This is a genomic window from Ochrobactrum sp. SSR, assembly GCF_030067775.1.
GTDB classification, from domain to species: domain Bacteria; phylum Pseudomonadota; class Alphaproteobacteria; order Rhizobiales; family Rhizobiaceae; genus Brucella; species Brucella teleogrylli.
Map to the genome: position 1 here is coordinate 1,133,558 of NZ_CP125969.1, position 24,258 is coordinate 1,157,815.

Below are 24,258 nucleotides of genomic sequence, written 5' to 3' on the forward strand. Positions count from 1 at the left end.
AACAATCTGTTCTGTTAGATATCGTCATTTCCTCACGCACAAACTCTTGCTCTCAACTCTGTAGAAACTGTCAAAAACTAACATCGAAATGTGGCGTTTAACCGGAGTACATCAACGGGAACCGGTCACTCTAAGCAAATAACGACCGAGCCAACGATATGGAGCAGTTATTCTCCAACTCGTGGATTTGTTTATTGCGTCCAACGAAACAGTTAATCTATTAATCTCTTCGGAGAGCCGTACGGCTTCTTCCTTGGACTCTATAATCAATAGACGCTGAGCGTCCTCAAGAGTTCCAACCTGTTCCGATAGAGTGTCGACTTGCGCCGATAACGAATCCCGCGAGAGCTCAAGCTCTTCAATTCGAGCTGACTGCGACTCTGTAATTCGCTCCAGTCTGCCAGTGTTCTTGCTCGCAGAACGAAGAGATATCCAGACATCCTCAGCGGATTTGAGATCAGTATAGCGAGTAGCAGAGCCGGCCTGCGGTGAAGGCGTACCGGCAGCTTCAGCAAAAGCTTCATAAAACCGTTCATTGCCCACATCATTATAGTAAGAAGTGAACTCGTCACAATCTAACGAAGCAGCGGCAGGATTCTTGATCGCCAAATGTAAATCATCTGCTGATACTGGCTTACAGAACTTATAATCAAATTTATTTCCGGTATCGTACTGTATACAACGACGCCCTAGAATTGCACCGTCGAGCAATAGCGTTGAAAGGGACGATACGACTGTAGAAATCCCACCGAGCAGCCTGGAAACAGGCAGATCTATGCAGCTCAATAGAATATCATCTAAAATAATTGTATTGGGCGCCCTCAGGTGTTCATACTCAAAATGTCGCTCTGACGGATGGGGTTTCACTATGAACAGCTTTTCGGGGCTGGATCGGATCATGTCTTGAATGCCACCCAACACATTCGACCTCTCGCCCCGGTGTTGACCCCATTTCAAGTTGGTTCCAACCAGCACGTGCTCGTCAAATCGGGAGATATCGACGCCAAAACGCCAACGAAGCACCTCGGGATTCGTTTTTAATAAGGAATCAGCAAACTTCGCGCAGCCAGCTGGCTTGACCTGCATATTGCCTAGGGACCCATACGACCTGCAAACTCCCGCCACTGTATGAAGTCCTTCGTTGAAGAAACGCTCGTGTTCCATTCCCCATGTCAAAACAATGTCGGACGCAAAAGTAATCTCGCGATCTTGCATCGGCTCGATCCAAATCCCATGCTGCAGAAGCACCGTATTGATGCCCTGTAATTTCGCAGCTTCAACGAGTTGAGAACTCAGGATGTGGTTCACCGCCGCAGATGATTCAGCAGCAGACACGAGCGTTCGTACAGATAATAATCGCCAATCAATATCGGCAACTTTTTTGGTAGATTATAACGGGACAACCGTTTCGTTGAAAAAAACTAACAATTAGAGACATTTCGTCGTCGTTCAATGCTTCCTGACGTATCAGCGAGGAACACTGCCCCCTTGGAATAATATCAAGGAGAGGACGAATATTCAAAAAATCCTGGAAGTGACTTATGTTAAAAGCAATAGCCTGCAAACGTTCCGAATTGAATGCCGCTCGTTTCTGCTTTCTATATGCAATATCAAGTACTGATTCTACTTTATGCAGCCAATCCTCCCTGTCATTCGGTCGATGAGCTTTACGTACTAAAAGATATGTTGGCTCTCCATCCAATCGATCTTTAAATATATCTGCCTGGGCCCAATGAGAAACAATTCTCAATTGTGGATCGTCGTTTGCCAGCGGAACAATCCGACGCCCCTCTGAACAAAAATGCGCGTCAAGAATCTCAAAACCGGAGAGCTCAAACAGATGCTTCCAAGTCCCAAGAGGTAAAACCGTAGAATGGTATTTGTTTCCACGACTGCTAGGACGTGTTGATATGGAAACAACTAAAAAATTGCTGACTATCGAGTGTAGATTCCATAGCGCGCTGGAGACATCTTCAATGTCAATATGTTCCAAAACATCAAGACATGTAGCAATATATTCTGCTGAGCCAATTCGATCAACAATCTGACTATATAAATCCGTCGCCGCGCTCGGGTCACACATTGATAAATCAAAATGAAATGCTTCTTTATCTACTGGATCAAAATCGCAGGTAAAAACCTTCATCTTCACTGATTCAGCTGAGTTCTTTAGTTTGCCACTACCGGATCCAATGTCCACCAACGAAGCAATGCCATTTGATTTACAGAATTCGAAGAAAACATGCTCGAACGCGCTCCCATTAAAGCTCGCACTTCCTTGCAATTTACCAAAGTAGTCTGCAGAATACAGCTTAGAATAATCTGTCTTCGATGCCCACATGTTTCGTTCCATCAACTTTGCCAAACGCTCACTCCTCGACTGTCGTTAGAGAAAGCACATTTTTGATCGGGACCATTTTCATATAAGTAAATTCTAACAATAACTGATTCACATAAATGAGCCATTCTTAAGTTCTAAATCATTCGAAAAGAGGACCTACTTACCTCTCTGGCCATCAACAAAATACATAATCAATCTCTGGAATTCGAAATTATTCGATTCGGCTCTAACCCGAAAGAAGAAAGATTATTGGCACCTACTTAAAATCCATGAATTTCAAATCTAACTTCCATCATAATATAAGTATTGCCAGAGTCCACTCACGGCAACACTAATGAAGCTGTTCGAAATATATGAACCATCAATAATAAACGACGCGTCGCGCAAGAGTGTTCATAGGAGTAAGCTCTTCCAACGCATCCGTTTCCAAATGGTGCCAACCTTCAGCACGGAGCAGCATTGGAACTGATCGCTCCAAAGCATGTCCAAGTGTTCCGTCGCGCTGCCCACCTTCAGTTTCAAAGCTGTTAATATCGACATTCAGGAATGCGCGCTTTGCGCACTGCGAACGAATCCAAAACATGGTCCCAGCGAAGAAACCCAGGTCTTCGTCCCGAAGCTCATGACCATGCAGCTGTAACAGCTCACGCACTTTTTCTCTGTTTGCCCCCCAGTACTCATTATTACTAACGAAAGAGTTTGGAGAACCGAGTATGGCCAGCTTCGGATCGCTTTCAAAAAGATCCAGAATTTGCTCCGTATCAGCGGGCAGAAGGCTTTTCAACAAATCCCGGCGCCAAGAATCGCCGCTGGGAGAATAGAGACTGCGTTTGCCATGAATCTTCAAAATTGGCACATCGTCCGCGATACATAGCTGCTGAAGCACATGAATAAACGGCCTAACATCCCGGCCCCAGTTCTCGATAGCAACAACGTGGAGATGGATTCTCGTCCTTCTCCAGCCCAGTTTGAATTTTGTAAGAACTTCAGAATTAGAAGAGGTCACATATATCTCGCACCCGTCAACCAGATTATCGAGCGCATCGATCAGTTCGTCCACCACCTCAATATAATGACAATGCACAATTGCGATCGCTTTTGGTCGACTTACGGGTCTATCCGCGATGCGATTGCTAAGTGATAGCTTGAACTGTTCCGCATGTTGATCGACGAGCTTCGAATTTTCTAAATTGTTTGGGTTATTGAGCAAGCGTTCGATCTTGGCAAAACCGTACTGACGTATGATCTCATCGGCGAAATACTGAGTTGGGTTGAGTTCGCTTGGCGCTTCGCCCGCCCTCAAACTAGCAAGCTTGTCGGATTCGATGACAGCAGACCAGTGAATGCCCAGTTCCTGCAGCTTTCGCGTCAACCCCAACTCATAGGAAAGAATTATTTCCATCTTGGTGGGAAGCGGCCTGATGAAAGTAAAAAAAATCCTGAAACGCGGCTCTGTTGAAGACAGCGGGCTTGATCGCAAAACAAAAGCTCTGTCCATGGGTAGCGATCTGATTGGATTTTGTCAGAAAAGTAACGTCTTCGGGCGAAGACAAAACCTGATCCAATGTACGTGCAAATGTGCTCCGATCCGCAACATATAGACTGTCATTGCAGATGAGGCGAGTGGTTAAGGGGGGGCACATCCTTTGACGCGGACACCCCAACAGCATAGCTCAGAAAGTCGTAGCCCACGTTATCACGCCGGATTACCCGAAAACCACGAGCACGTGCAGCAGAGATATCCGCATCACAAATGCCCGTTGAGACAACGACACCCGAGCTACAGACGTCCGAGATACAGTCCAGTAACACGGCCCAGTTGTCTGACTTTTTGCCGTCTGGATCAAAATGCGCAATAACTGCAAAACTATCGCCCACCATTAACCGACAATCTTTTTATAAGCTCGATAACATGACCGAGCAAACTTATAAATAATAGGTCTTGAGCGAAGGCCACTAGCAACACCACTGGCAAATGAACTTTTTAAAGGAGCTTCTACCCCCTTAAACTGTGCAAGTTCATTCAAGGCTTCGTGATATGAGTATTCTAGTTCCGTAAAGTACTTGACGTCTTCCTTCTCAAAAGAATCTATCGCAGCCAACGCGCCGATTGCTGAACTCATCGGCAGATTAGGAGTTGTGTACCTGTCTACCTGAACCGCACGTTTCACGGCATGCAGATGTTCGTGCCCGTATTTTAGACACGGCTCAAGATGAGCTCCTTCTGCCCATTCGTTCCAGGCATTAATGAATACGAATTTTTCTTTGTTTTTGTCGTCATGCATTGTTTTAACGCTTTGACGACGCAACCAATATTCAAATAATTCCGGCGAAGCGTTTGCGAACGTAAAGCCATCATTCTGTCGACGAGCTGTGTTGTCCCAAGAAGGCATTGTGCCGTGAAAGAAAAGGAAGTCGTCGTGATTCCGATTGATGGATTCAGCCATGACTGAACGATAATCCATCACATTGCCGCGAAAATCAGGATTGGTGATATGCGGCATCTTCCGAATGAACGAATTAGAAAGGTACTGATGCGGCGGAAACTCGACAAGTGCATCCGCACCACATTCGGCTGGGTGACGAACAAAAAAGGCCACAGATACGATGAAGAGGCCAGCAAATCCCTCTTCCTTCGCGCGCTTTCGCCAATGATCGAATGTGCGCTTGGAATCGGTTAGAATATCGGGCCGATAGACCACGATAACAGGACTTCCATCATAAGTGATGTAACGACCATCCCGCATATACGCGAAGATGTCCTCAATAAATCTATTGTCGTTCTCCACAGAATGCTCGTTCTCGAGCAAAATTTCATTATTCCCGCCATCCCATCGCTTTGTCCAATTTTCATTGGCCCAGCAGAAGCAAAATGGAAAATCTATACCCGAATTAAAAAATACATCGATTGGCTTTTCTAAAATTCTACGCCCAGAAAACCAATAATAGTAAAAGCAAAAACCAAATATAGAATTTTTTTTTAGCAAGCTCGACCTGAGCTTGAAATGTTTCTGGCATACGCAGATCATAAAAACCCAGATCCCTCGGTATCTGCGGCTGATAATGGCCTACGTAGTTGGGTCGCGCCTTCGCGACATTCGTCCATTCTGTGAAACCCGGCCCCCACCATTCCGAATTCTCTTTCACGGGATGAAACTGAGGAAGATAAAAAGCAATAGGCTTGATCATATAGCTGAATCTCATTGCCGGGGGGTTTTGGTAGTAGGATTTGGCCTTCCTATAAACACTGAACGCCCGTGCAATGCAACTCAAGTCATACCATTAATCAGCACGCAATGGAGTAAATGTGACGGCCTCGAGTTCGTGGTATTGATCGTCCAATTCGAATCCATTTCAACCAAAAGAACACAAACCGCCTCCAGTAAAAATAGATATCTTTCCTGCCGGGTATGACATCAAATAAAATACCAATAATGATCTCAAATGTAAGCGGTCAGCCGATGGCGTTAGACTTGAAGTTCCAAGGCATAAGGGCTTCGATTTCAGTTACAGGCCAGCCTTGAGCGATGCGGCTTAGTATTTGGGATAGCCAGTCGAGCGGATCGACGCTGTTCATTTTGCATGTCTGGAGAAGCGTGGCCAGTGTAGCCCAGGTCCGTCCACCGCCTTCGCTTCCGGCAAACAGGCTGTTTTTCCTCGTGATTGTCTGTGGTCTGATCGCACGCTCGACAATGTTGCTATCGATTTCGACCCGGCCATCGGTGAGGAAGCGCTCCAGAGCCTCGCGCCGGGTGAACGCGTAGCGGATCGCCTCGGCGGTTTTGGACTTGCCCGAGACTTTACCCAGTTCCTTTTCCCACAGGTCGAAGAGGCGGGCGACAATGGTTTCGGACTGTTCCTGACGGAACGCGGCGCGGATGTCGGCATTCTTGCCGCGAACCTCATCCTCGATCTTCCACAATTTGGTCATGGCGATGACCGTATCTGTTGCAGCCTGCGAGATCCCGCTGACGTGCAGATCGTAAAATTTGCGGCGCAGATGTGCCCAGCAGCCTGCGAGCTGTATCTGTTCGTTGCGCCCAGCCTTGGCTTGCGCCTTGATCATGCTCGTATAGGCGCCATATCCGTCCACCTGCAGGATTCCGTTGAACCCGGCAAGATGCCGCGCCACGCATTCTGCGCCCCGACTGTCTTCAAAGCGATAGGCCACCATTGGTGGACTGCTCCCACCATAGGGGCGATCATCGCGTGCATAAGCCCAAAGCCATGCCTTAGTGGCTTTTCCCGAACCGGGAGCCAGGGTAGGCAAGGTCGTCTCATCGGCGAAGACCCTTTCACCTTTCTTGACCCGCTCCAGGATATAATCAGCGCATATCTGAAGCTCGAAGCCCAGATGCCCCATCCATTGCGCCATCAAACTCCGGCTGATCTCGACCCCATCACGCAAATAGATTGCTTCCTGACGGTAAAGTGGAAGGCCATCGGCGTACTTGGAGACGGCGATATAGGCGAGCAGGCGCTCTGTCGGCAGACCACTCTCGATAATATGTGCAGGCGCGAGTGCCTGAACCACACCATCATGGTTCCGGAATGCATATTTGGGGCGACGTGTCACGATAACCCGGAACTTCGGGGGCACGACGTCCAGGCGTTCCGAGCGATCCTCGCCGATCAGGACCTTTTCCAGCCCCTCGCAACCAGCTGGAATCTCCGGTTCGATGACTTCCTCAATGCGTTCGAGATGGGCCGCAAAACCCTTGCGCGGACGTGATGCCCGTTTCGGCTTGTCCCTGGCCGCATCGTCAAGTTCGCTCTGGATCGCCGAGAGACCGGTTTCCACTTCCTCGAAAGCAAACGATACCTGTTCATCGCTAACACCAAGGCGTAATCGTTCAGAGCGCCGGCCGTGCTGGGTGCGCTGCAAAACCTTCATGATGGATGTCAGGTTGGCAATCCGTTCGTTGGCGCTCTTCTCCACTGCCTCCAGCCGGGCAATCTCAGCTTCAGCAGCCTTCAACCGGGCTTCCTTTTCAGCCTGCTCACGTGCCATCGCGAGCACCATGGCTTTCAGTGCGTCAACGTCATCCGGCAGATCGTGAAGCGGTAAATCCATGAGGCTGAGTAGAGCATAAAAGCGGCCGTTTTCCCAACCATTACAGCATCATGAATCATCTTGCCGCAGGCGCTATCACCCCGTCAGCAAAGGGCGTCTTGTCCTGTTCGGGCGGATCTTTTTCCAGTCCATTCCGGCCAACAAAGCCATGAGCTGGGAATGGTCCAGACGTATCCTCGCAACTGACAGGCCCGGCCAGCAAAAGCCACGGTCCTCAAGCGTTTTCGAATAAAGGCAAACGCCACTTCCATCCCACCACACAATCCGGACCCGGTCGGCACGTTTTGACCGGAAGACATAAAGCGCTCCATTGAACGGGTCGAGACCGCCATCACGGACAACTGCCATCAGGGAAGCGGCTCCCTTGCGGAAGTCGACGGGCTGGCAGGACACATAAACCACCACACCGCTGGAAATCATGCCTTGCGAGCCGCCCTCAGAACCTTCACCAGGTGATCCGGATCGAAGGCTGAACCGACGCGAACTACCATGTCGGCGACAACAATATCGATCGAAGCGCTACTCGTCGTTTCAACCCGTGCAAACCTGGCCGGACTGGCCGGTCCCGCTGTTACCGGTGAAACAACACCAGATGCAAGCGCCTTACGACGCCATCCATAAAGTTGCGAGGGATCCAGTCCTTCAGACCGTGCAACCGCCGAGACGTTGGCCCCGGGCTGCAACGACGCAGCCACGATCCGCGCTTTCTCGTCATCCGACCAGTCACGCGGCCGCCGTCGGCTTCGCACGGGTTCCGCCGTCAAAACCTCGAATGTCCGGGGCTGATTCACAGTGTCGCTCATAGGATTCTCCGCATGATTCATGCAGAAAATCGCCCATCACACCGACGAAAGATACGTGGGGTAGCCTACCCGCTTACTCTCAAATACACTGCAATTCATCAATAACAACGTAATTTAAGTACCTCTAGTGAAATCAGCATGAACATTCTCTATTTTCATTTATTTAGATCGCACCAATCTTGCGCCAAAGCCTCAATTTTCCGCTGCGCTTCCGCAATCATTGGAGCATAACGTACATTTTCGAACCCCCACAACGTAGACGTTGCATCCTCTTTATGGCCAACAATAAATGGTACAGAGACGACCACCCTCAAATTGTCTTTTTTCTCTATATATCGATCAATCGTATTGTTAACTGCATCAGTATCCGTCGGATCCCAATCAGATAAAATTTTCAAAGCTGACCTATTGTAAATATTGAATACGGTACTGGTCATCTTATCAATTGTCACATATTTACGCCCATTCACGAAGTCTACAGAAACAACAGATGCATCTGGATGCACATCGGCCATCAACCCAGAAAATATATCCCATGGTTCTCGTCGCCCAAGTAGGTAGTCAAGAATTTCAACGACGGCTTCATTAAAATCGGGAGGTAGAAGAACATCATCTTCTATAACAAGCATTCTCTCCTGATTGCGACTCAGAGCATGCCGCGCCAATATGTTGAAACTGCTACCACAACCTATCCACCCGAGCGCATTTCTCACTCCATCGAAGACCACACTGTTATCCGGCCGATTGAATTCAATTGCCCTCCTCCGCTCAATCGTTTCCGGTAAAGAAAGAACAAAAAAATCACTTTCTGCTGAAAGATATATGGGCGACTTGAGAATGGCGTCCGCTGGCACAGCCCCGATCGCAGCCAGGAACCGATCAAACATAAAGTTGAAACGTTTAGCGCTCAACAACGCGGCATCTGTGGTTGAAGCTCGATAGGCTTCAACATCATCAAGCAGTTCCGCAGCAGCCTGCATCATCCGATCAACGGAACCCTCGTCGAAAAATTTAACAGCACCTTCTAGTTCGGGATAATCATACTGATCTATGGTACTTTCAGACAGTACCGGCACCCCCAGCGAGATGCACTCACAAATGCGAGGCGTCTCCAATAGCGCACCTTCGTAATAGTGAATATTGATAACGGCTTTTGCCTGCCGAATTATTTCATACATCTCCTCCCCGAAAATATTGTTACATATCTTAACATTGTACTTCTTTTGCAATTGCTCCAAAAATCTACGGCGACGCTCAGAACTCAAACTGTCGCCATAAAAAACAAAGTCATATTTCTTGGAAAGAGCATTGCCTTCGAACTCATCAAGCGCAACTGCACCAATCGGAAGATAATGTACTTTTGGATACGAAACCTTTTTGGTCTCCAGAAAAGAGACGTTTTGAAGAGAATACTCAAGAACTGCAAATGAATCATTTAATATTCTAATGTAATTCTTGTTAAACCAACGAGAACTAACAGATTGCTCTAACTGAAACACAGCGCGGCGGTTTGCCGGTGGCAACTGCTTAAACATTTGAGGACAAAGAACGACATAAAAATCATGATCAAATTGATCTATCTCGCCAATTATCACCTCGCTGCCAATTCCATTATCAAAGAGGCGCCCGGATATCGCTCTCGCAATAAACTCGGTGTGCGGTGTGCACAATACCCCCCAAACCGCGCCGTTCTCCTTAGCTAATAGGCGGCGCACCTTAATATTGGACCTCTCGCGCGCGTACCATTTCAGACGGCGCAACAAACCTGACAAATCCCCACGCTTCAAATAGCGCAACCCATTTGTCAACATTGTCAGAGAGTTTCCCAATTTCGTCATAATGAAAAAGCCCTACTATGCGAAAGTTCGCTGGAGATTTCTGCCTATTCAAAACACGAGACAACGTTGTGCTGAAAGACAAGCGCGATGTGTTGGAGCTACCCGCTGTTGAATCGATACTGTCGCCACGTCTACACGAGAATGTGAAAAATACGAAACTCCGCAGCCCGACACCCCGGCCGAGATGCACTAAGGAACCGCACCCGAAATCTCATGGACGAAGTATTGCCATCCCCCAAAAGCTCCAGTCCCAATCACAATTTGTCATGCATGTCGTTTGAAGGAATACCTCATTCGTGTCTCCCGGCAAATCAACCGTCACAAATTGCTCCCCGCGGTCATTTTGATTTTCACGTGGCTTAAGGCAACGATTCATCAGGGTCTCTGATGCAGTGCTAATATCAAAACAAACTCCTTCGGTTTGCCCAACCCCCTGCCAAGCTCCATCACGAATGCCGAAACTGGCATTTAACTTCCGAGCATTTCCCAGTGGCAATCTTAGGCGTGAAGGAGCGTGAGCCTGCAGCCCTTCCGGAACCCGTTCAACTCCCTGACCAAGCGGAGTATTGGCCTTTATTAAGAGTGATAGACTTTCCTGGCGCTTGACATACTCATCAACGAGATCGCCAGAATAGCCATTGGCAAGAACGTTGTTGTTTAGCTCCGAGAACTTAATCTGCATCTGAGGCTCATAAGATAGGCTGCCGCCAAAGCCTACCTGCACTCTTATGCTCTTGGCATGGTTCAATTCCGGGTTATCAGAGTGTCCTGTAGAAACAAGTAAATAATCATCTGATGTCCGGACCAGCGGAGAGACGAGGAAGCCTTCGCTCGCCATTGCCGGTATCAAACGATATTTCTCTACAGTGCCATTCTCGTATGCTACCGACAATTGTGAGAGTGGCGGGCGATAGAAGAAATCGAGTAATTTACCTATTATTGTTGGCTTCATTGCGATTGAAACCATAATTGGCGCCCGAGTATTCGGCAGAGGGATTTCATCTCCTATCGAGGCGGTGACAATAGTGCCTTCTCCAGCAACGCGATTGAGCGCACTATTACGTTGATGCAAGACCAGATAATCGCGCCGGTAGAGGTAAGGCTCATATTTGGAGAAAAATAACGGCCATAAAGCACCTTCGGCCGACGCAGGATGGCGGAGATCAATTGAACCAGGCGTCATAATTAGAAAATCCGGTGCCCGAGCACTTTCAAAGAACGAACGATTGCGGGCAATCAGGGCAGGTGAATAAGTAGTATATTCTTGGAGAGTAGGACGAGGACGATAATCGAGTCCATTAGCTATAGCTAAAGATTGATCCGACTGGATCATATCAACAGTTCCAGGCAGTTGAGGAAGCGGATAACGAGCTTTAATCGCTGCTAATGATGCAATCGTCTGGCGCTCCAATTCCTTTTTCCAGCTTTCAGGAGTGGCTGAAAAGGCCACTATTCCGGCAAGCTGCCGCTCTATATCGTTTGGCAAGCGTATTACACCAGAAAACGGTATTTTGCCCAAAGCTCTATACAAGGCGACATGTCCGGGTATGACACTAAGCAAAGCAAGAGCGATAAGAATCCCAATCTGACTTCGCTTCGCGACCTCTCCTGTCAGAACCACAAGAATAGCTGCATTCAAAGCACTCCACGAAATCAACATATGGAGATCATGCCGCACGAATCCGGCTTTGAACGCAATAAATAGAAACCATGAAATCACGATTACTTTTGCAGAAAGAACAACCCTGCGATCACTATTATTGGAAACAAAAACACCGGCTACGAGAAAGTATAGCATTATTGCCGCAACGAAAATCCAGCTTAGAATATCTGGAACATGGGTAGGTAAGCTCATGGCTGATGAATAGCCAGCCGACACTTGCAAGCTACTTTGAATGAACGCAGGTAATTGTTTCAAAGGCTGCCCAACGACATAAAATGCCAGGGTGAAGCTCAAAAAGAAAATCAACAAACAAATAGGCGCTTGCCGTCGCCGCAAACGGATAAAATCCAGAATTAGTATAATAGGCACAGCCAAAGGAAATATTGAGAACTTAGCCAATAATAAAAAACCGGAAATAAAGGATCCTAGGAAAACAATAAAAGTATTTTTTCTCGAATGATTTTCAATCCCATATAAAGCCGTACATAGAGGAACCAGAAACAAAAAAGTATCCCCTGCTATTACCGACAGGGAAAAGATGGATGTCACTATAACTGCGATCCATTTTTTGCAGAAACGTAACCGAAGTGCAAAGAAAACTGCGACATACATCACGACCAATAAAGAAAAAAATGCCAACAGATAAGCGTTATTTGGTTCGAACTGTCGATTATGGATTCCAGCGAGTGGCCCTGCAGTAAAAGCTATATCCGTACCGAAAAGAAGCCCCGTTTCAGCTGCAAATGCAAGTGCGGCCCGCCAACTTTGGTCTAACCCTAATCCAACATCTGTAAAATTGACCGGTTGGAATTTTAAAAAGAAAACCAACGTCAGCGTCAAAAAGAAAGCAATACAAAACCAGACTGGTTGTCGAATCTCTGAAGTATTCAACATTTTTTCTCACCCCACCGAAAACGTAAAATACTTATGCATGAAATAACTCGTCGCGATCGGGCTGAGAACACCGATTACATGCGCGGTCGTTTCTGCATAATAGCTATAGCCCAGCGCCGGAAACGCGTATTTCGCCAACAACATGCTGACAGCCCATACCTGGACGAGCGCAACAGCGTTGACCAGTGCAAAGCGAAGATATTCTTGCCCTACACTCCGGCCGGATGCGTCAAACACGAACAGCTTCATCAGAACATAAGCCGTCGTCATTCCAAGCAGATAGGCAATGACGATTGCTGTCGAGAAGTTGGTCACTTCCGACAGCAATACACGCGAGCCGATATTGACCGCCGCTGCGATGCCACCCGACAAGGCGAAGCGGACAAACGGACGGTCGAGAAGAGACTTGGCAACGGCGATCATTTGCTGACGGTTTCCGCCATCATACGACCGTATCGAACGCTTTCAGCGATACCGCGGTCTTCCGGATAGTAATAACACGTGTCTGCAATTTGCAGGCCGCCGATTGGCGTCTGAATCGGCGGCAGCTTGTCCAGAAAGTTCGGTTCACAGACGGGCTGGGCATAACGCAAACGCCCAACACTCGCATCGATCAGGTCATCGCGGTTGATATTGGGATTGATCTTGCGAATATAAGCGAACGCTTCCTCAATGAACTGCTCGTCGCTCCACTGCCATTTCGGCTGTGTCGTCGGCATGTAATAGGGGACGTAGATGATGTGATCATCAACAGGGCGCAGGTTCGAAAACTCGATCAGTCCCGGAATTTCGATCTTCTCATCAATGATGTTGAGCCAAAAGTTCTTGCTGACACTTTTCTTCAGCTTGAAGAGCAGGCATACAACGCCGATGTTGCGGATGGCATCATATTGTTCTTTCGACGCTGTCGGCAGATCAGGAACAAGCGATGAGATAAATGGCGTTGGGACAGTCGAAATGACCGCGTCGGCTGGGAAGACACGCCCGCCTGCGACCACGCCCGTGACCTTACCGTCTTTGGTTTCTACACGCTCGGCAGGCGTCGAAAGATGCAAGCGTCCGCCTCTTTTCGCGTAAGCGTCGACCAATGCGTCAACGAGCGTTTGCGTGCCGCCATCGATATAACCCAACTCTTCCTGGAAAATCGAACGCCGCGAATTGCCGACACGGCGCACCCGGGTCGCAATCCACGACGCCGACATCTCGTCGGCAAGCTCGTAGAATTTGAGCTCCATCAAACGCTTCCACAGCGTATTGTAGACTTCCTTGCCCGAACCCTGTTCCAGCCACTGACGCGCTGTTTTGTCTTCGATGGATTTGAAGTTCTTGGCCTTCGTGGTCAGGAACATCTGCAAGCCGGTGCGGAATTTCGAAACGAGGCTTAGATAAGGGAATTTCAGCAATGAAATCGGATCGCCCCACGGATGGATACGGTCCTTGATGTAATAGCCCATAGTGGTTGGACGCCATTTCATCTTGTCGCCGATACCAAGCTCACGCATCAGGCTGAATGTCGGATCGTCAGATTTACAGACAAAATGATAGAAGCGCTCAATCGATAACCCGCCAAAGTCGAAATGGGCAGCCATGCCACCCGGCACGCTGTCGCTTTCGATGAGATCGACCTCATGGCCCAGCTGAACCGCGCGGTGCGCAGCCGCAAGCCCCATCGCACCAGCACCGATGATAACAATCCGGCTCATTTCGCTACCTCAGAAATCCAGAACAATCGTGCTATAAGTCTTGTTGAGGTAAGTTTCCTCAACAGCTTGCTTCAAAGGCGTGGCTGTAATCGCAAATTCCTTCGGCCAATCGATCTCCGGAAAAGTTTCCGGTATGACCAGCGCCTCGAGCTGGCTGGTCGTGAAAGGCGGATTTTTGCTGAACTTTCCGTAGACGAATAGCAACCACCAGAAAAGCGCATAAGGGATATGGACAATCCGCGCCTTCGGCTTGACCGTATTGTGGATCAGCTTGATCAGATCGCCGTAATTAATCTGCTCCAGACCCGAAATATCGAAAGTACCGGTCTTCCGCGTATTCAATGCCGAAATAATGATAGCCGCGAAGTCACCGACATAAAGCGGCTGGCGAATAAACGCACCGTTACCTGGAATGGGAAACACCGCCGTCCGATCCATGAACCGGCGCAGCCAGCCAAGATGCTTGCGGTCAAACCAGCCGAACATAAGTGTTGGCCGTAAAATGACATGCGGAATGTCTGTAACGGTATCGATGAAATGTTCCTGCGTCGTTTTAGACCGCGTGTAGAAATCATCGGCCTGCGAGTTAACGACTGACGACGAAATATGCACGAAATAAGGCGTCTTGTGCCGCCGCATTGCATCGACGATCCGTTCGGTCGCCGTAACATTGTTATCGACAAATTCTTTCTCAACCAGACCACCGATCTGCGCCTGATTAAGAACCACTGCATCCGCACCTGCAAACGCGTCCTGCCAGGCACCTTCCTGCGCCAGATCTGCCTCAATCACTTCGACTTCAGGATGAAGACGGCGCAGCAAATCCGTATTGGTTGGATGCTTGTCGATACCAATTATCTTCAACCCCGGCACCGATTTCAGCCGTGCGATCAAATTCTGACCAACAAGCCCGGCGGCGCCGGTAATAACAATCTTCTGCATCAGATGTCCATACGATTGAAAATGGCGCTCGGCAGATTGCGAATGATCAGCATGATCAGCCGCCAAAAGCCCGGCGCATAAGCAATGGGCCCACCGCGTTTGGACCGATTATAGGCAATGAGAGCGATCTGTTCCGGTTTCGCCCAGAGCAGACCTCTCCGGTCCATATCCTCGGTCATAGGCGTAACGGTCGGACCGGGTTTGATGAGCACCGCACGCGGCCCCTTATCGGCAAAGCGATGTGCAATGCCTTCGACCAACGCTGCCAGTCCGGCCTTGGCTGCACCATAAATATAGTTTGCCCGCCGGCCACGATCTCCTGCAACGGAACCAATCACCACCAATGTGCCCCGGCCCTGTCGCTCAAACACATCGGCGGCGGCGAGAGTCCAGGCAGCAGCCGAATTAAAATTGACGCGCAAAATCTCTTCGGCAGCCACAAGATCGCGTTCCGCCGCGCCCTGATCACCGAGAATACCATAAGCGAGCAATATCTGGTCGACGCCACCGATCTGCTCGACAAAACCGCCGAATTGCGCTTGCGCATCCTGTGGAGCAGCGAGATCGGTGATCGCAGTCTCAACGCGCTCCGCACCGCGGATCTTAAGGTCAGCGGCAATCTGGTCAAGTCGAACCTGATCTCTGCCCACCAGAACGATAACAGCGCCATCCTTTGCGTGAAGGCGTGCCGTTGCAATCGCAATAGCCGACGTGGCTCCAAGAACGATAAGGCGCAAGACCTTCCCCTTTTTAATTCGGCTCTTTCCAAACGGAATATTAGAACCGCCCTAATCATCTAACGAACGCATTACCGCACGCGACACCTCGCGACGCGTTTGCAGGCAATGCTCTATTTCACGACACGTGCCCAAAAATGGGAGCTGAAGCCCGGATCGACATGTTCGGCAAAAGTTTCCCATTCGGGATAGCCGCTTTGAAACATCTTCGCCGACATGCGCCCATCCTTGGCCGGATAAAGCCTTCCACCAGCTTCTAGCACAATCGCATCGAGCTTTTCCATGAGCCGGAGCGTTTTAACGCCGCGGTTTGGGAAATCCAGCGCCAGCGTTGTGCCTTCGCGCGGAAAGGACAACAATCCAAGTGAAGGCTTGCGTCCGAACGTCTTCAACACAGCCAGAAACGACCCTTGTCCGCTCGAAGAAATAGCATTCAGCATCTCGCGTGTTGCTTCCAGCTGGCCAGCCGGCGGAACAACCGATTGATACTGATACATGCCTCCACGCCCGTACATCCGGTTCCAGTTGCCAATAGCGTCAAGCGGATAAAAGAACGGATGCGCTGGAATGATTGCCTTGCCGCTCTTTCGCTTACCATTCCAGAAATAAAGAGCGTTGAAGGCTTGTATCGAATAGCGGTTCATCGCAAATCCGGGCAGATTGACCGGCATTGTAAACCGCGTATTGCCGCGATCCAGCAGTCGCGACCCTGTGCGTGCGTGATTGCCGCGCGTGAAAATCCCCCGCCCAAGGACGTCGCCCTTCGATAGGCAGTCGATCCACGATACCGTATAATCATAGCCCGCCTCGCTTTCAGCAGAGAGCGAGAAGAATTCGTCCAGATTGTCGAAAGGAATATTCTCCGCATCCATCAGAGCGCTGTCGACCGGAATGACTTCCAGCTCCACCCAGGTGATGATGCCTGTCAGCCCCAACCCGCCAATCGTTGCAGCAAACAGGCCCGTATCGTCATTGCGCGCCAGCTCAATTTCATTGCCATCGGAACGAAGTAGCCCCAACCGGCGCACCCAGCAGCCAATCGTCCCATGCGTGTGATGGTTCTTGCCATGTACATCGTTTGCCACAGCGCCGCCGAGCGTAACGAAGCGCGTACCGGGTGTAACAGGCAGGAAGAAGCCTTGTCTGACGATAATATTCAAAATGGCATCGAAGGAAACGCCAGCCTCGGCCCGCAACAGACGCGTCGCAGGGTCGAACGCAATCACTCTGTCCAGCCCAGAAATATCGATCAGGCTTCCATCCGGATTGAGGCCGCTATCGCCGTAGGAACGGCGCAATCCACAGGCAAGCAAACTGCTGTTTGAATCCTGTGCGCTCGCGACAAGATCGGGCAGTTGGTCACGCCATGCTGGCGACGCGACCAGATGCTCGCGCAATATGGTGCCACCCCAGGAACAAATATCGCTGCGGGGAACGAAACCGCTCATAGCGCAACAACAAAAAGTAGTGCTATGACGACACCCAGGCCGATACTCGTCCGGTCGCGTATGGCAAAGCTGACTGGATCGTCATTCATCTTACCGCGATGCGACAAAAGCCAGATGCGCCCGAGCCAGATGGAGAGAACCAGAGGAATAAGCGCCAATGGTTGCGGGTGCGAATAGCTTTTGCTTGGCAGAAGTTCCTGCAAAATGAAGATCATCATCACGACAAGCGAAGCAATTGCGGTGCCGAGCCCCATAGCCAGCGTGAGGGGTGCATCTTCAACCTCATAACCCCGGCTTTTCAAGCTCGTCTCGCCCATAAGCGAAGCGCGCACGATTTCCGTATGCCTTTTGGCCGAAGCGAGCGAAAAGAAGAAGAACACAGCAAAAGTGAGCAACCATTCGGGGTGGGGGTCAGCGAGCAAAGCCACCCCCATGACCAGACGGAGCGTAAACAGAACACCGATAATCAGCATATCCAGCAATGGAACCCGCTTGAGACCAAGCGAATATGCGCCCGTGATCACCAGATAAGCGAGCAATGCCAATCCAAAACGGGGCGTTATCGTGAAGGCGACCGCAAAGCCGCCAACAAGCAATCCGACAGCCAACAGGAACGCCGACCTGATGGCCAGCCTTCCGCTGGCGATGGCCCGATTGCGCTTCGTCCAATGATGGCGATCGGCATGAACATCAGCGATGTCATTCAACAAATAGGTCGCCGAGGTCACCGCGAGCAGACATGCGAAAGCGATAATAGCGTGCAGCCATAAACCGATATTCGTCCACTCATGTGCGAGAACGAGCGGCACAAACATCAAAACATTCTTCGACCAGTGATGGACGCGAATTGCCTTCAGAAACGCCTTGAGATTGAGCTTGGGATTATCAAAACTTGCAATAACAGGCTTTTCCAGCGCCTTCGCGCGCGCTGTCACTGCTGGCTTCGTACCGGCAAGAACTATACCACTCGATTCCTTCCAGACATTCAGGTCAACGGCATGATCGCCGACATAGATAAATCCATGAGGGAATTGCTTCTTTAGATAATCGGCCTTGGCTGGCCCCTTCAGATTGGCTTGTGCCGACCCGATTGCAGAACTGAAAATCCCGATATGCTCCGCAACGCTATCCACCACGGATTGATCTGCAGCTGAACACAGATGCAGTTCATGTCCTTCCTTGGCCTGTTTATGCAACCACTCAACCAGATCCTCACGGATCGGGAACACTGCATCGGACAGATTGACTTTTGAAGCGATGACCGCTTTGAGCGAATGGCGGCCTTTCGCAAGCTGCGGCAGGCACTGGACAAAAGCCAAGGGCCGCTTGAAAAACAGCATCGCCGCCGTCTCATAGAGAGTATCAGAAAGGATCAGCGTCTGATCGAGGTCAACAACAATCGGCAAACGCTCATCGTTACTATTGCCGCTGATATCTGCCTGCTGCTGGACCGGTGCATTAAACATTGTAATTCCACACTCTAGGCAAGCAGAATAACGCCCCCTTGCGATTTACATCGTCTAGCAGATACTATGGCTGGAGCAACAGTGACAATCATTTTTATGATAATAAATATGCGTCGTGGAAAAAACGTCACATGAAAAGGTATCGCTATCTTCTCGCTTCTGTTGTCGATTAAGAAAAATACGATCCCAAAACTTCAGACGTGTTGCCTTCCATCTTAACACGACCATGCTCCAACCAGATCACACGATTGCAATTCTTTTCCAGCAAATCTCGAGAATGACTAGCTAGAACAAGAATTTTGGTGGAGTCAACGAGATTGCGCATACGCTGATTAGCGCGCACCTTGAAATCTTCATCACCGGTCGAGAGCCATTCATCCATAATCAGAATTTCTGGATTGATTGATGTCGAAGCGGCAAAAGCCAGGCGAAGTTGCATGCCTGTTGAATACGTCCTGAAAGGAACATCCAGAAACTCACCAAGCCCGGAAAAATCCGAAATATCATCTATCTTCTCGGCAATCTCATCCGGGTGCATACCCATCATTGCACAGCGCAGACGAATATTTTCGCGGCCAGTCGCATCAGGATCAATGCCCAAATTAATATTAATGAGCGAGATTGTGTGTCCGTGAATAAGTGCGGTCCCCTGCGTCGGCGTATAAATGCCAGATAAAACGCGCAGTAAGGTCGTCTTGCCAGAGCCGTTATGACCGATGAGTCCAACACGATCGCCATCATTCAGCGAAACCGTCACATTATCCAAACCCCGAATAATAACAGTTCTATCTGTTCGTCGCTCTATTTTTCCACCGGTCGCTACACTCAAGACGCGGTTTTTCAGAGACCGACTCGACGAGTTGTAAATTGGAAATTCTACACTCGCATTCTGAAGTTTGATAAAAGTCATGGATTTACAACCAATAAGCCACGCGCCAGCGGTACTTGCCGAAGAATACAATCGCCAGACCCCAGCCGGCAATCGCCAGACATCCAGCCACAACCCAGCTTAAAGTCGCCGGCGCTTCACCGAACAGTGGCGCGCGCACCAACTGGATCAAGTGATAGAATGGGTTCCAGTCGATAACAGCGTGCGAAACATGACCCGGCAGAGTTTTGACCATCCACATGATCGGCGTAGCATAGAAAAAGACCTGCAAGATATTGCCCACTACCTGCGTCATATCGCGGAATCGCGCGCACAGAACAGCCAGAATCAACATCATCCAAGTGAGATTAAGACAAACCAACAGAAACCCGGGCACGCTCAGCAGCGCATAATCATTGAGACCGCGCCCCAAAATCAGCGCAACAATCGGAAAAATTATAATGTTGTGGCCAAAGATAATAACATTACGCCACAGCGTCCGCATGACGTGCGTAAAGAGTGGTAACCGCACCTGCAGAATGATGCCATCAGATGAGCTAAAAGTCGTGCATCCTTCCGACAAGGAAGTCGAAATGAACCCCCACATGATAACGCCAGCGCATAGATAGGGAAGAAACTCCCGCATCTCCGACTGGAACAGCGTTCCGAATATCAGGCCCAATGCGCCGATAAATACTGCCATATTCAAGGTGAGCCAGAAAGCTCCAACCCGAGACCGACGATAGCGCTGCGCCACGTCCTGCCAGCCGAAAATCAGCGCCAGTCGGTACTTAGACAAAGCATCACCGATATCGGTCAATGCAGCCGATACACCTGCCTTGGGAGGAACCGAGGCCATTTCCGAGTTTATGTGCCGCTCTAAAGAGTCAACGCTCATGGTCATCCTGTTTCAAGGGCAATATGCCCCGAAATTGTTCGGGCGGCTAGTCAAATAGATAGTGCCCATGCTGTGCGTACTAGAGGAATAGCTTTCGGAGAGTCAACTATTATGAACTATGAAATGACGATGGAATAAGGCTTCAATAAGTCACACCCGCTACACGTCACCACTGCAAACACTATGTTGAGAGACGAGTTCACAGGTTAAAAAAAACTGCCCGAACAACTGTGAAATTTAAACCAATTTCGTTGAGTGGCTGGGGCGCCTGGATTCGAACCAGGGAATGCCGGTACCAAAAAACCGGTGCCTTACCGCTTGGCTACGCCCCAACAAATCAAACCGAAGCAATCGGTTGCGCGGCCTTATAGCCGCTTCATTTGGCAAGCGCAATCGCCTAATCGCGAATTTCCCGTACATGCGCAAACTACCAGTTCGAACGCCATAATCACCCAATCGGCTCACTTCTTCCACCGTCAGTCAAAGCAGGGATTTGCGCGGACGCGTAAAGCTGATAATCCCTGTAACAGCTTCATTTGCCGCCGGTATCCCTATGCTTTTTTTAGCAATCTCTTTTCTATTCAGTGCCGTCCTTTGCGTTTTGGGTCTCGTGATCCTTTCTCGCCTTCTGCCGATGACATTTCTGGCCGCGCGGATGAATTCGCGCTCCAATCACACCGTCGCCGCAAGGCAGATTGGCGGACTGGCTTTGATACCGGCAACGCTGGCAACTTTGCTGATTTTCGCATCCGATCTTGAAATTGCCAACAGGCTGTTGCTCTGCCTCATCGGCGCATCGACCTTGCTGTGGGTTGTTGGCGGGCTGGATGACCGCTACGAGTTGTCCGAGATTATTCGGCTTGGATCGCAGCTCTTAGCCGCCTGTGTCGTTCTCTACGGTATGGGACCCGATTTTCGCCTTCTGGCGGATGTGCTGCCACATTGGCTGGAAGCGGCATTGGTCGTATTCTCACTTCTGATCGCCATCAATGTCACGAACTTCATGGACGGCCTTGATCTGATGACCGTCGCGGGGCTTGGGCTGCCGCTGGCGGGTGTTGCGCTGCTGGCAGCGCTTGGCCTTGCGGGCATGGAAAGCGGCGGACTGAGCGCGGCGACCGCGGGCGGGTTACTCGGCTTTGCATGTTTCAACCGCCCCCCTGCCCGCGTTTTCCTCGGCGATACAGGTAGCCTGCCGCTCGGGCTCATCACCGGCACTGCCCTGCTTCTTCTGGCGCGCGAAACGCATATCGTCGTGGCGTTGATTTTGCCGCTTTATTATATTCTCGATGCGGGCTCGACCATTATCATGCGCCTCAGCCAAGGCGAGAATATCCTGAAAGCCCATTCGAAACATGCCTATCAGGTCGCCAAACGCGCAGGCTGGAGCGTGTTGAAGGTCGTCGGCCATATAGCCCTGCTCAACCTTATCCTGATTGCCTGTGCTGTCGCGCTGCTGGCGCTTGACCATCTGATCACGCGCGGGGCTTTCCTGCTGGTCGCAATGGTGGCCACGCTCGTGCTGCTACTGGATTTTCGCGGACGCTTCAGGAAGCTATGACGCTGAAGAGTATCTTGCGAACAGCGTCCACATCGCCGCTTTCCATGGCCGCCTGAAGGCGCTGAAGGCTTTCAGGCACATCAACAGCGGCCTTGTTGCCCTTTGGAGCGCGCATGATCTTCGGGTGCCGTGTGGATTGCGCCTGCGAAGGATCGTAGAAGAGCTCCTCATACATCTTCTCGCCTTCGCGAATACCCGTCACTTCAATGGCGATATCGCCCGCAGGATTTTCCGCATTGCGTACGGTCAGCCCGGCGAGCAGGATCATGTTTTCGGCCAGATCGCGGATTTTGACCGGCTCGCCCATTTCGAGCAACACGGTGTCGCCGGATTCGGCTATTGCGCCTGACTGCACGATGAGTTCCGCCGCTTCCTTGATCGACATGAAATAGCGCGTCATATCCTCATGGGTCAGGGTGATCGGCCCCCCATTGGCGATCTGCTCGCGGAAAAGCGGCACAACCGAGCCATTCGAACCAAGCACATTGCCGAAACGGACCGAATAAAAGGCTTTTTCCTTGCCCGCTTGTGCGGCCAGCAAGCCGTAATAATAGACGACCAGTTCGGCCCAGCGTTTGGTCGCGCCCATAACATTCGTTGGCCGAACCGCCTTGTCTGACGAAATCAGCACCATGCGCTCGACATCGGATGCGAGTGCCGCTTCCGCCACGTCGAGCGTGCCGAACACATTGTTGCAGATGCCGATGAGAGGATTTTTCTCGACCAGCGGCACATGCTTATAGGCAGCGCAGTGATAGACCGTGTCAATGTGATTATTGCGCAGCGCCTGCTCGACATAAGCGCGGTCGCGCACGGACCCCAGCACCGGCACGATCTGGCAGGACGCAATTTGTCGCAACTGGCGCTCGATCTGATAAAGCGCGAACTCGCTCGATTCAAACAGCACCAGACATTCGGGATTCCACTGCACGATGGTCCGGCAAAGCTGGCTGCCGATAGAGCCGCCTGCGCCCGTCACCATGATGCGGCGACCTTCGACCACTTCACGCAGCAGTTCTGCATCCGGTGGCACCGGCGAGCGACCAAGAAGGTCATCGATTTCGATATTGCGCAGCGCCGAAACGAGATATTTGCCTGCGCTCAAATCGGCAATCGGCGGTAGAATCCGCGTATTGACCGGAAGCCGGCCAAGCAGACGGGCAAAGTCCTGACGCTGTTTCTGATCGAGCCCCGGCTCGGATACCAGCACCTGTTTGACGCCGTAATTTTCAATAAGGGCAGGCATTTCTTCAGCCCCATAGACACGCAGGCCGATAATATCCATGCCCTTGAGCTGCCCTGCCGGATCGACAAAGCCAACGACCATCGTATCGCTATGGCTGCGCAGCGCCGTCGCCAGCTGGCGCGCAGGCTCTCCGACGCCAACGATCAGCGCCGAGCTGGTATAAGTCCGGCCGGTTTCGGCATTGCGCAGCAACCATTTCGCGCCGAAACGGCTTGCCGTGATCAGCACCGTGCTCAAAAGCCAATAAAGAAGCGGAACCGAGCGCGGCAGACCGGCATTGCCGTAAAGCTCCATCAGAAAGACCAGCGCGACCCAAAAAAGAGCCGCCACTGCGGTCGCCTGAAAGATCGGCCAGATGGCGCGTTCCGCAAGATAGCGGATGATCGCCCGATAAAGTCCGAACCGGATGAAAACCGGAACGGTCAGAATGGGCGCGATGATAATCAGAAAAAGTTGTGCCTTGCTCGGCGTAAAAACAAAGCCCAGGCGAATGACAAATGCCAGATACGCGCTGAGCAACAGCAGAACGCAATCGCTCAGCATCAAAATAATCTGCTTGGTCAGTCGTGGCAAAAGCGCGAGCCTTTGCCAAGGATATCTCAAACTCATACGCGCATTATCCTGCTCTCAAGACAGAGCGAAACAAATACCGCTCCTGTCGGCAGCAAAAAACTCTCTTTTTACCCGACGGATGAAGCCCCTAGAATTATTCCGCAACCGTTAGCATGAGTCCGCCAGACGAACCATATGAATTGAGCCTGCATAAGATTAACGAA

20 protein-coding genes and 1 tRNA gene are annotated in these 24,258 nt (G+C 50.4%); 1 reads left to right on the plus strand and 20 read right to left on the minus strand.

The window, feature by feature from the left end:
- Positions 1 to 111: 111 nt before the first annotated feature.
- The 19 genes from QLQ11_RS05445 to QLQ11_RS05535 form a co-directional block, all read right to left on the minus strand.
- Positions 112 to 1,335, minus strand: a complete 1,224-nt coding sequence (locus tag QLQ11_RS05445) for a hypothetical protein (RefSeq protein ID WP_283736091.1) — start codon at positions 1,333 to 1,335, stop codon at positions 112 to 114.
- Between the two features lie 28 nt (positions 1,336 to 1,363).
- Complete coding sequence (locus QLQ11_RS05450; protein ID WP_371835932.1) at positions 1,364 to 2,365, minus strand: hypothetical protein; 1,002 nt, start codon at positions 2,363 to 2,365, stop codon at positions 1,364 to 1,366.
- Between the two features lie 337 nt (positions 2,366 to 2,702).
- Positions 2,703 to 3,839 carry a rhamnan synthesis F family protein gene (locus QLQ11_RS05455; RefSeq protein WP_371835933.1) on the minus strand — a complete coding sequence of 379 codons (1,137 nt, stop codon included), beginning with the start codon at positions 3,837 to 3,839 and terminating at the stop codon, positions 2,703 to 2,705.
- Positions 3,840 to 4,221: 382 nt separating this feature from the next.
- Positions 4,222 to 5,370, minus strand: a complete 1,149-nt coding sequence (locus QLQ11_RS05460; RefSeq protein WP_283736088.1) for a glycoside hydrolase family 99-like domain-containing protein — start codon at positions 5,368 to 5,370, stop codon at positions 4,222 to 4,224.
- Positions 5,267 to 5,530 (minus strand): glycoside hydrolase family 99-like domain-containing protein, encoded by a 264-nt coding sequence (locus QLQ11_RS05465; protein WP_283736087.1) that lies wholly within the window; start codon positions 5,528 to 5,530, stop codon positions 5,267 to 5,269. The genes QLQ11_RS05460 and QLQ11_RS05465 overlap by 104 nt, the downstream gene beginning before the upstream one ends.
- Positions 5,531 to 5,795: 265 nt before the next feature.
- Positions 5,796 to 7,415 (minus strand): IS66 family transposase, encoded by a 1,620-nt coding sequence (locus tag QLQ11_RS05470; protein WP_283736086.1) that lies wholly within the window; start codon positions 7,413 to 7,415, stop codon positions 5,796 to 5,798.
- Positions 7,416 to 7,490: 75 nt separating this feature from the next.
- On the minus strand, positions 7,491 to 7,835 hold the full coding sequence (gene tnpB / locus QLQ11_RS05475) for an IS66 family insertion sequence element accessory protein TnpB (protein ID WP_100649048.1): 345 nt from the start codon (positions 7,833 to 7,835) through the stop codon (positions 7,491 to 7,493).
- The gene (locus tag QLQ11_RS05480) at positions 7,832 to 8,218 is read right to left on the minus strand and encodes a transposase (protein ID WP_121539538.1); all 387 of its coding nucleotides are present in this window, start codon (positions 8,216 to 8,218) and stop codon (positions 7,832 to 7,834) included. The genes tnpB and QLQ11_RS05480 overlap by 4 nt, the downstream gene beginning before the upstream one ends.
- A gap of 155 nt (positions 8,219 to 8,373) precedes the next feature.
- Entirely contained in the window at positions 8,374 to 10,029 is a 1,656-nt protein-coding gene (locus QLQ11_RS05485) for a methyltransferase type 11 (protein ID WP_371835934.1), read from the minus strand.
- A gap of 238 nt (positions 10,030 to 10,267) precedes the next feature.
- The gene (locus QLQ11_RS05490) at positions 10,268 to 12,613 is read right to left on the minus strand and encodes a hypothetical protein (RefSeq protein ID WP_283736083.1); all 2,346 of its coding nucleotides are present in this window, start codon (positions 12,611 to 12,613) and stop codon (positions 10,268 to 10,270) included.
- A gap of 6 nt (positions 12,614 to 12,619) precedes the next feature.
- Complete coding sequence (locus QLQ11_RS05495; protein ID WP_283736082.1) at positions 12,620 to 13,036, minus strand: GtrA family protein; 417 nt, start codon at positions 13,034 to 13,036, stop codon at positions 12,620 to 12,622.
- The gene (locus QLQ11_RS05500; protein ID WP_283736081.1) at positions 13,033 to 14,316 is read right to left on the minus strand and encodes an NAD(P)/FAD-dependent oxidoreductase; all 1,284 of its coding nucleotides are present in this window, start codon (positions 14,314 to 14,316) and stop codon (positions 13,033 to 13,035) included. Before QLQ11_RS05500 ends, QLQ11_RS05495 begins: the two co-directional genes overlap by 4 nt.
- 9 nt (positions 14,317 to 14,325) lie before the next feature.
- Positions 14,326 to 15,258 carry an NAD(P)-dependent oxidoreductase gene (locus QLQ11_RS05505; RefSeq protein WP_283736080.1) on the minus strand — a complete coding sequence of 311 codons (933 nt, stop codon included), beginning with the start codon at positions 15,256 to 15,258 and terminating at the stop codon, positions 14,326 to 14,328.
- The gene (locus QLQ11_RS05510) at positions 15,258 to 15,995 is read right to left on the minus strand and encodes an SDR family NAD(P)-dependent oxidoreductase (protein WP_283736079.1); all 738 of its coding nucleotides are present in this window, start codon (positions 15,993 to 15,995) and stop codon (positions 15,258 to 15,260) included. Before QLQ11_RS05510 ends, QLQ11_RS05505 begins: the two co-directional genes overlap by 1 nt.
- Positions 15,996 to 16,108: 113 nt before the next feature.
- On the minus strand, positions 16,109 to 17,443 hold the full coding sequence (locus tag QLQ11_RS05515; protein ID WP_371835935.1) for an FAD-dependent oxidoreductase: 1,335 nt from the start codon (positions 17,441 to 17,443) through the stop codon (positions 16,109 to 16,111).
- Positions 17,440 to 18,909, minus strand: a complete 1,470-nt coding sequence (locus QLQ11_RS05520) for a UbiA family prenyltransferase (protein ID WP_283736076.1) — start codon at positions 18,907 to 18,909, stop codon at positions 17,440 to 17,442. The genes QLQ11_RS05515 and QLQ11_RS05520 overlap by 4 nt, the downstream gene beginning before the upstream one ends.
- A gap of 169 nt (positions 18,910 to 19,078) precedes the next feature.
- Complete coding sequence (locus tag QLQ11_RS05525; RefSeq protein ID WP_283736075.1) at positions 19,079 to 19,819, minus strand: ABC transporter ATP-binding protein; 741 nt, start codon at positions 19,817 to 19,819, stop codon at positions 19,079 to 19,081.
- Between the two features lie 4 nt (positions 19,820 to 19,823).
- Positions 19,824 to 20,675: an ABC transporter permease gene (locus QLQ11_RS05530; protein ID WP_283736074.1), complete on the minus strand. Its 852-nt coding sequence runs from the start codon at positions 20,673 to 20,675 to the stop codon at positions 19,824 to 19,826.
- Between the two features lie 256 nt (positions 20,676 to 20,931).
- Positions 20,932 to 21,007, minus strand: a tRNA-Lys gene (locus QLQ11_RS05535).
- Between the two features lie 221 nt (positions 21,008 to 21,228).
- On the opposite strand from QLQ11_RS05535, the gene QLQ11_RS05540 reads away from it, so the two are divergent.
- Positions 21,229 to 22,236 (plus strand): glycosyltransferase family 4 protein, encoded by a 1,008-nt coding sequence (locus QLQ11_RS05540; protein ID WP_283736073.1) that lies wholly within the window; start codon positions 21,229 to 21,231, stop codon positions 22,234 to 22,236.
- Here the strand turns inward: QLQ11_RS05540 and QLQ11_RS05545 are convergent.
- Positions 22,223 to 24,091 carry a nucleoside-diphosphate sugar epimerase/dehydratase gene (locus QLQ11_RS05545; RefSeq protein WP_283736072.1) on the minus strand — a complete coding sequence of 623 codons (1,869 nt, stop codon included), beginning with the start codon at positions 24,089 to 24,091 and terminating at the stop codon, positions 22,223 to 22,225. The two genes, QLQ11_RS05540 and QLQ11_RS05545, sit on opposite strands and share 14 nt — an antisense overlap.
- Between the last annotated feature and the right edge of the window lie 167 nt (positions 24,092 to 24,258).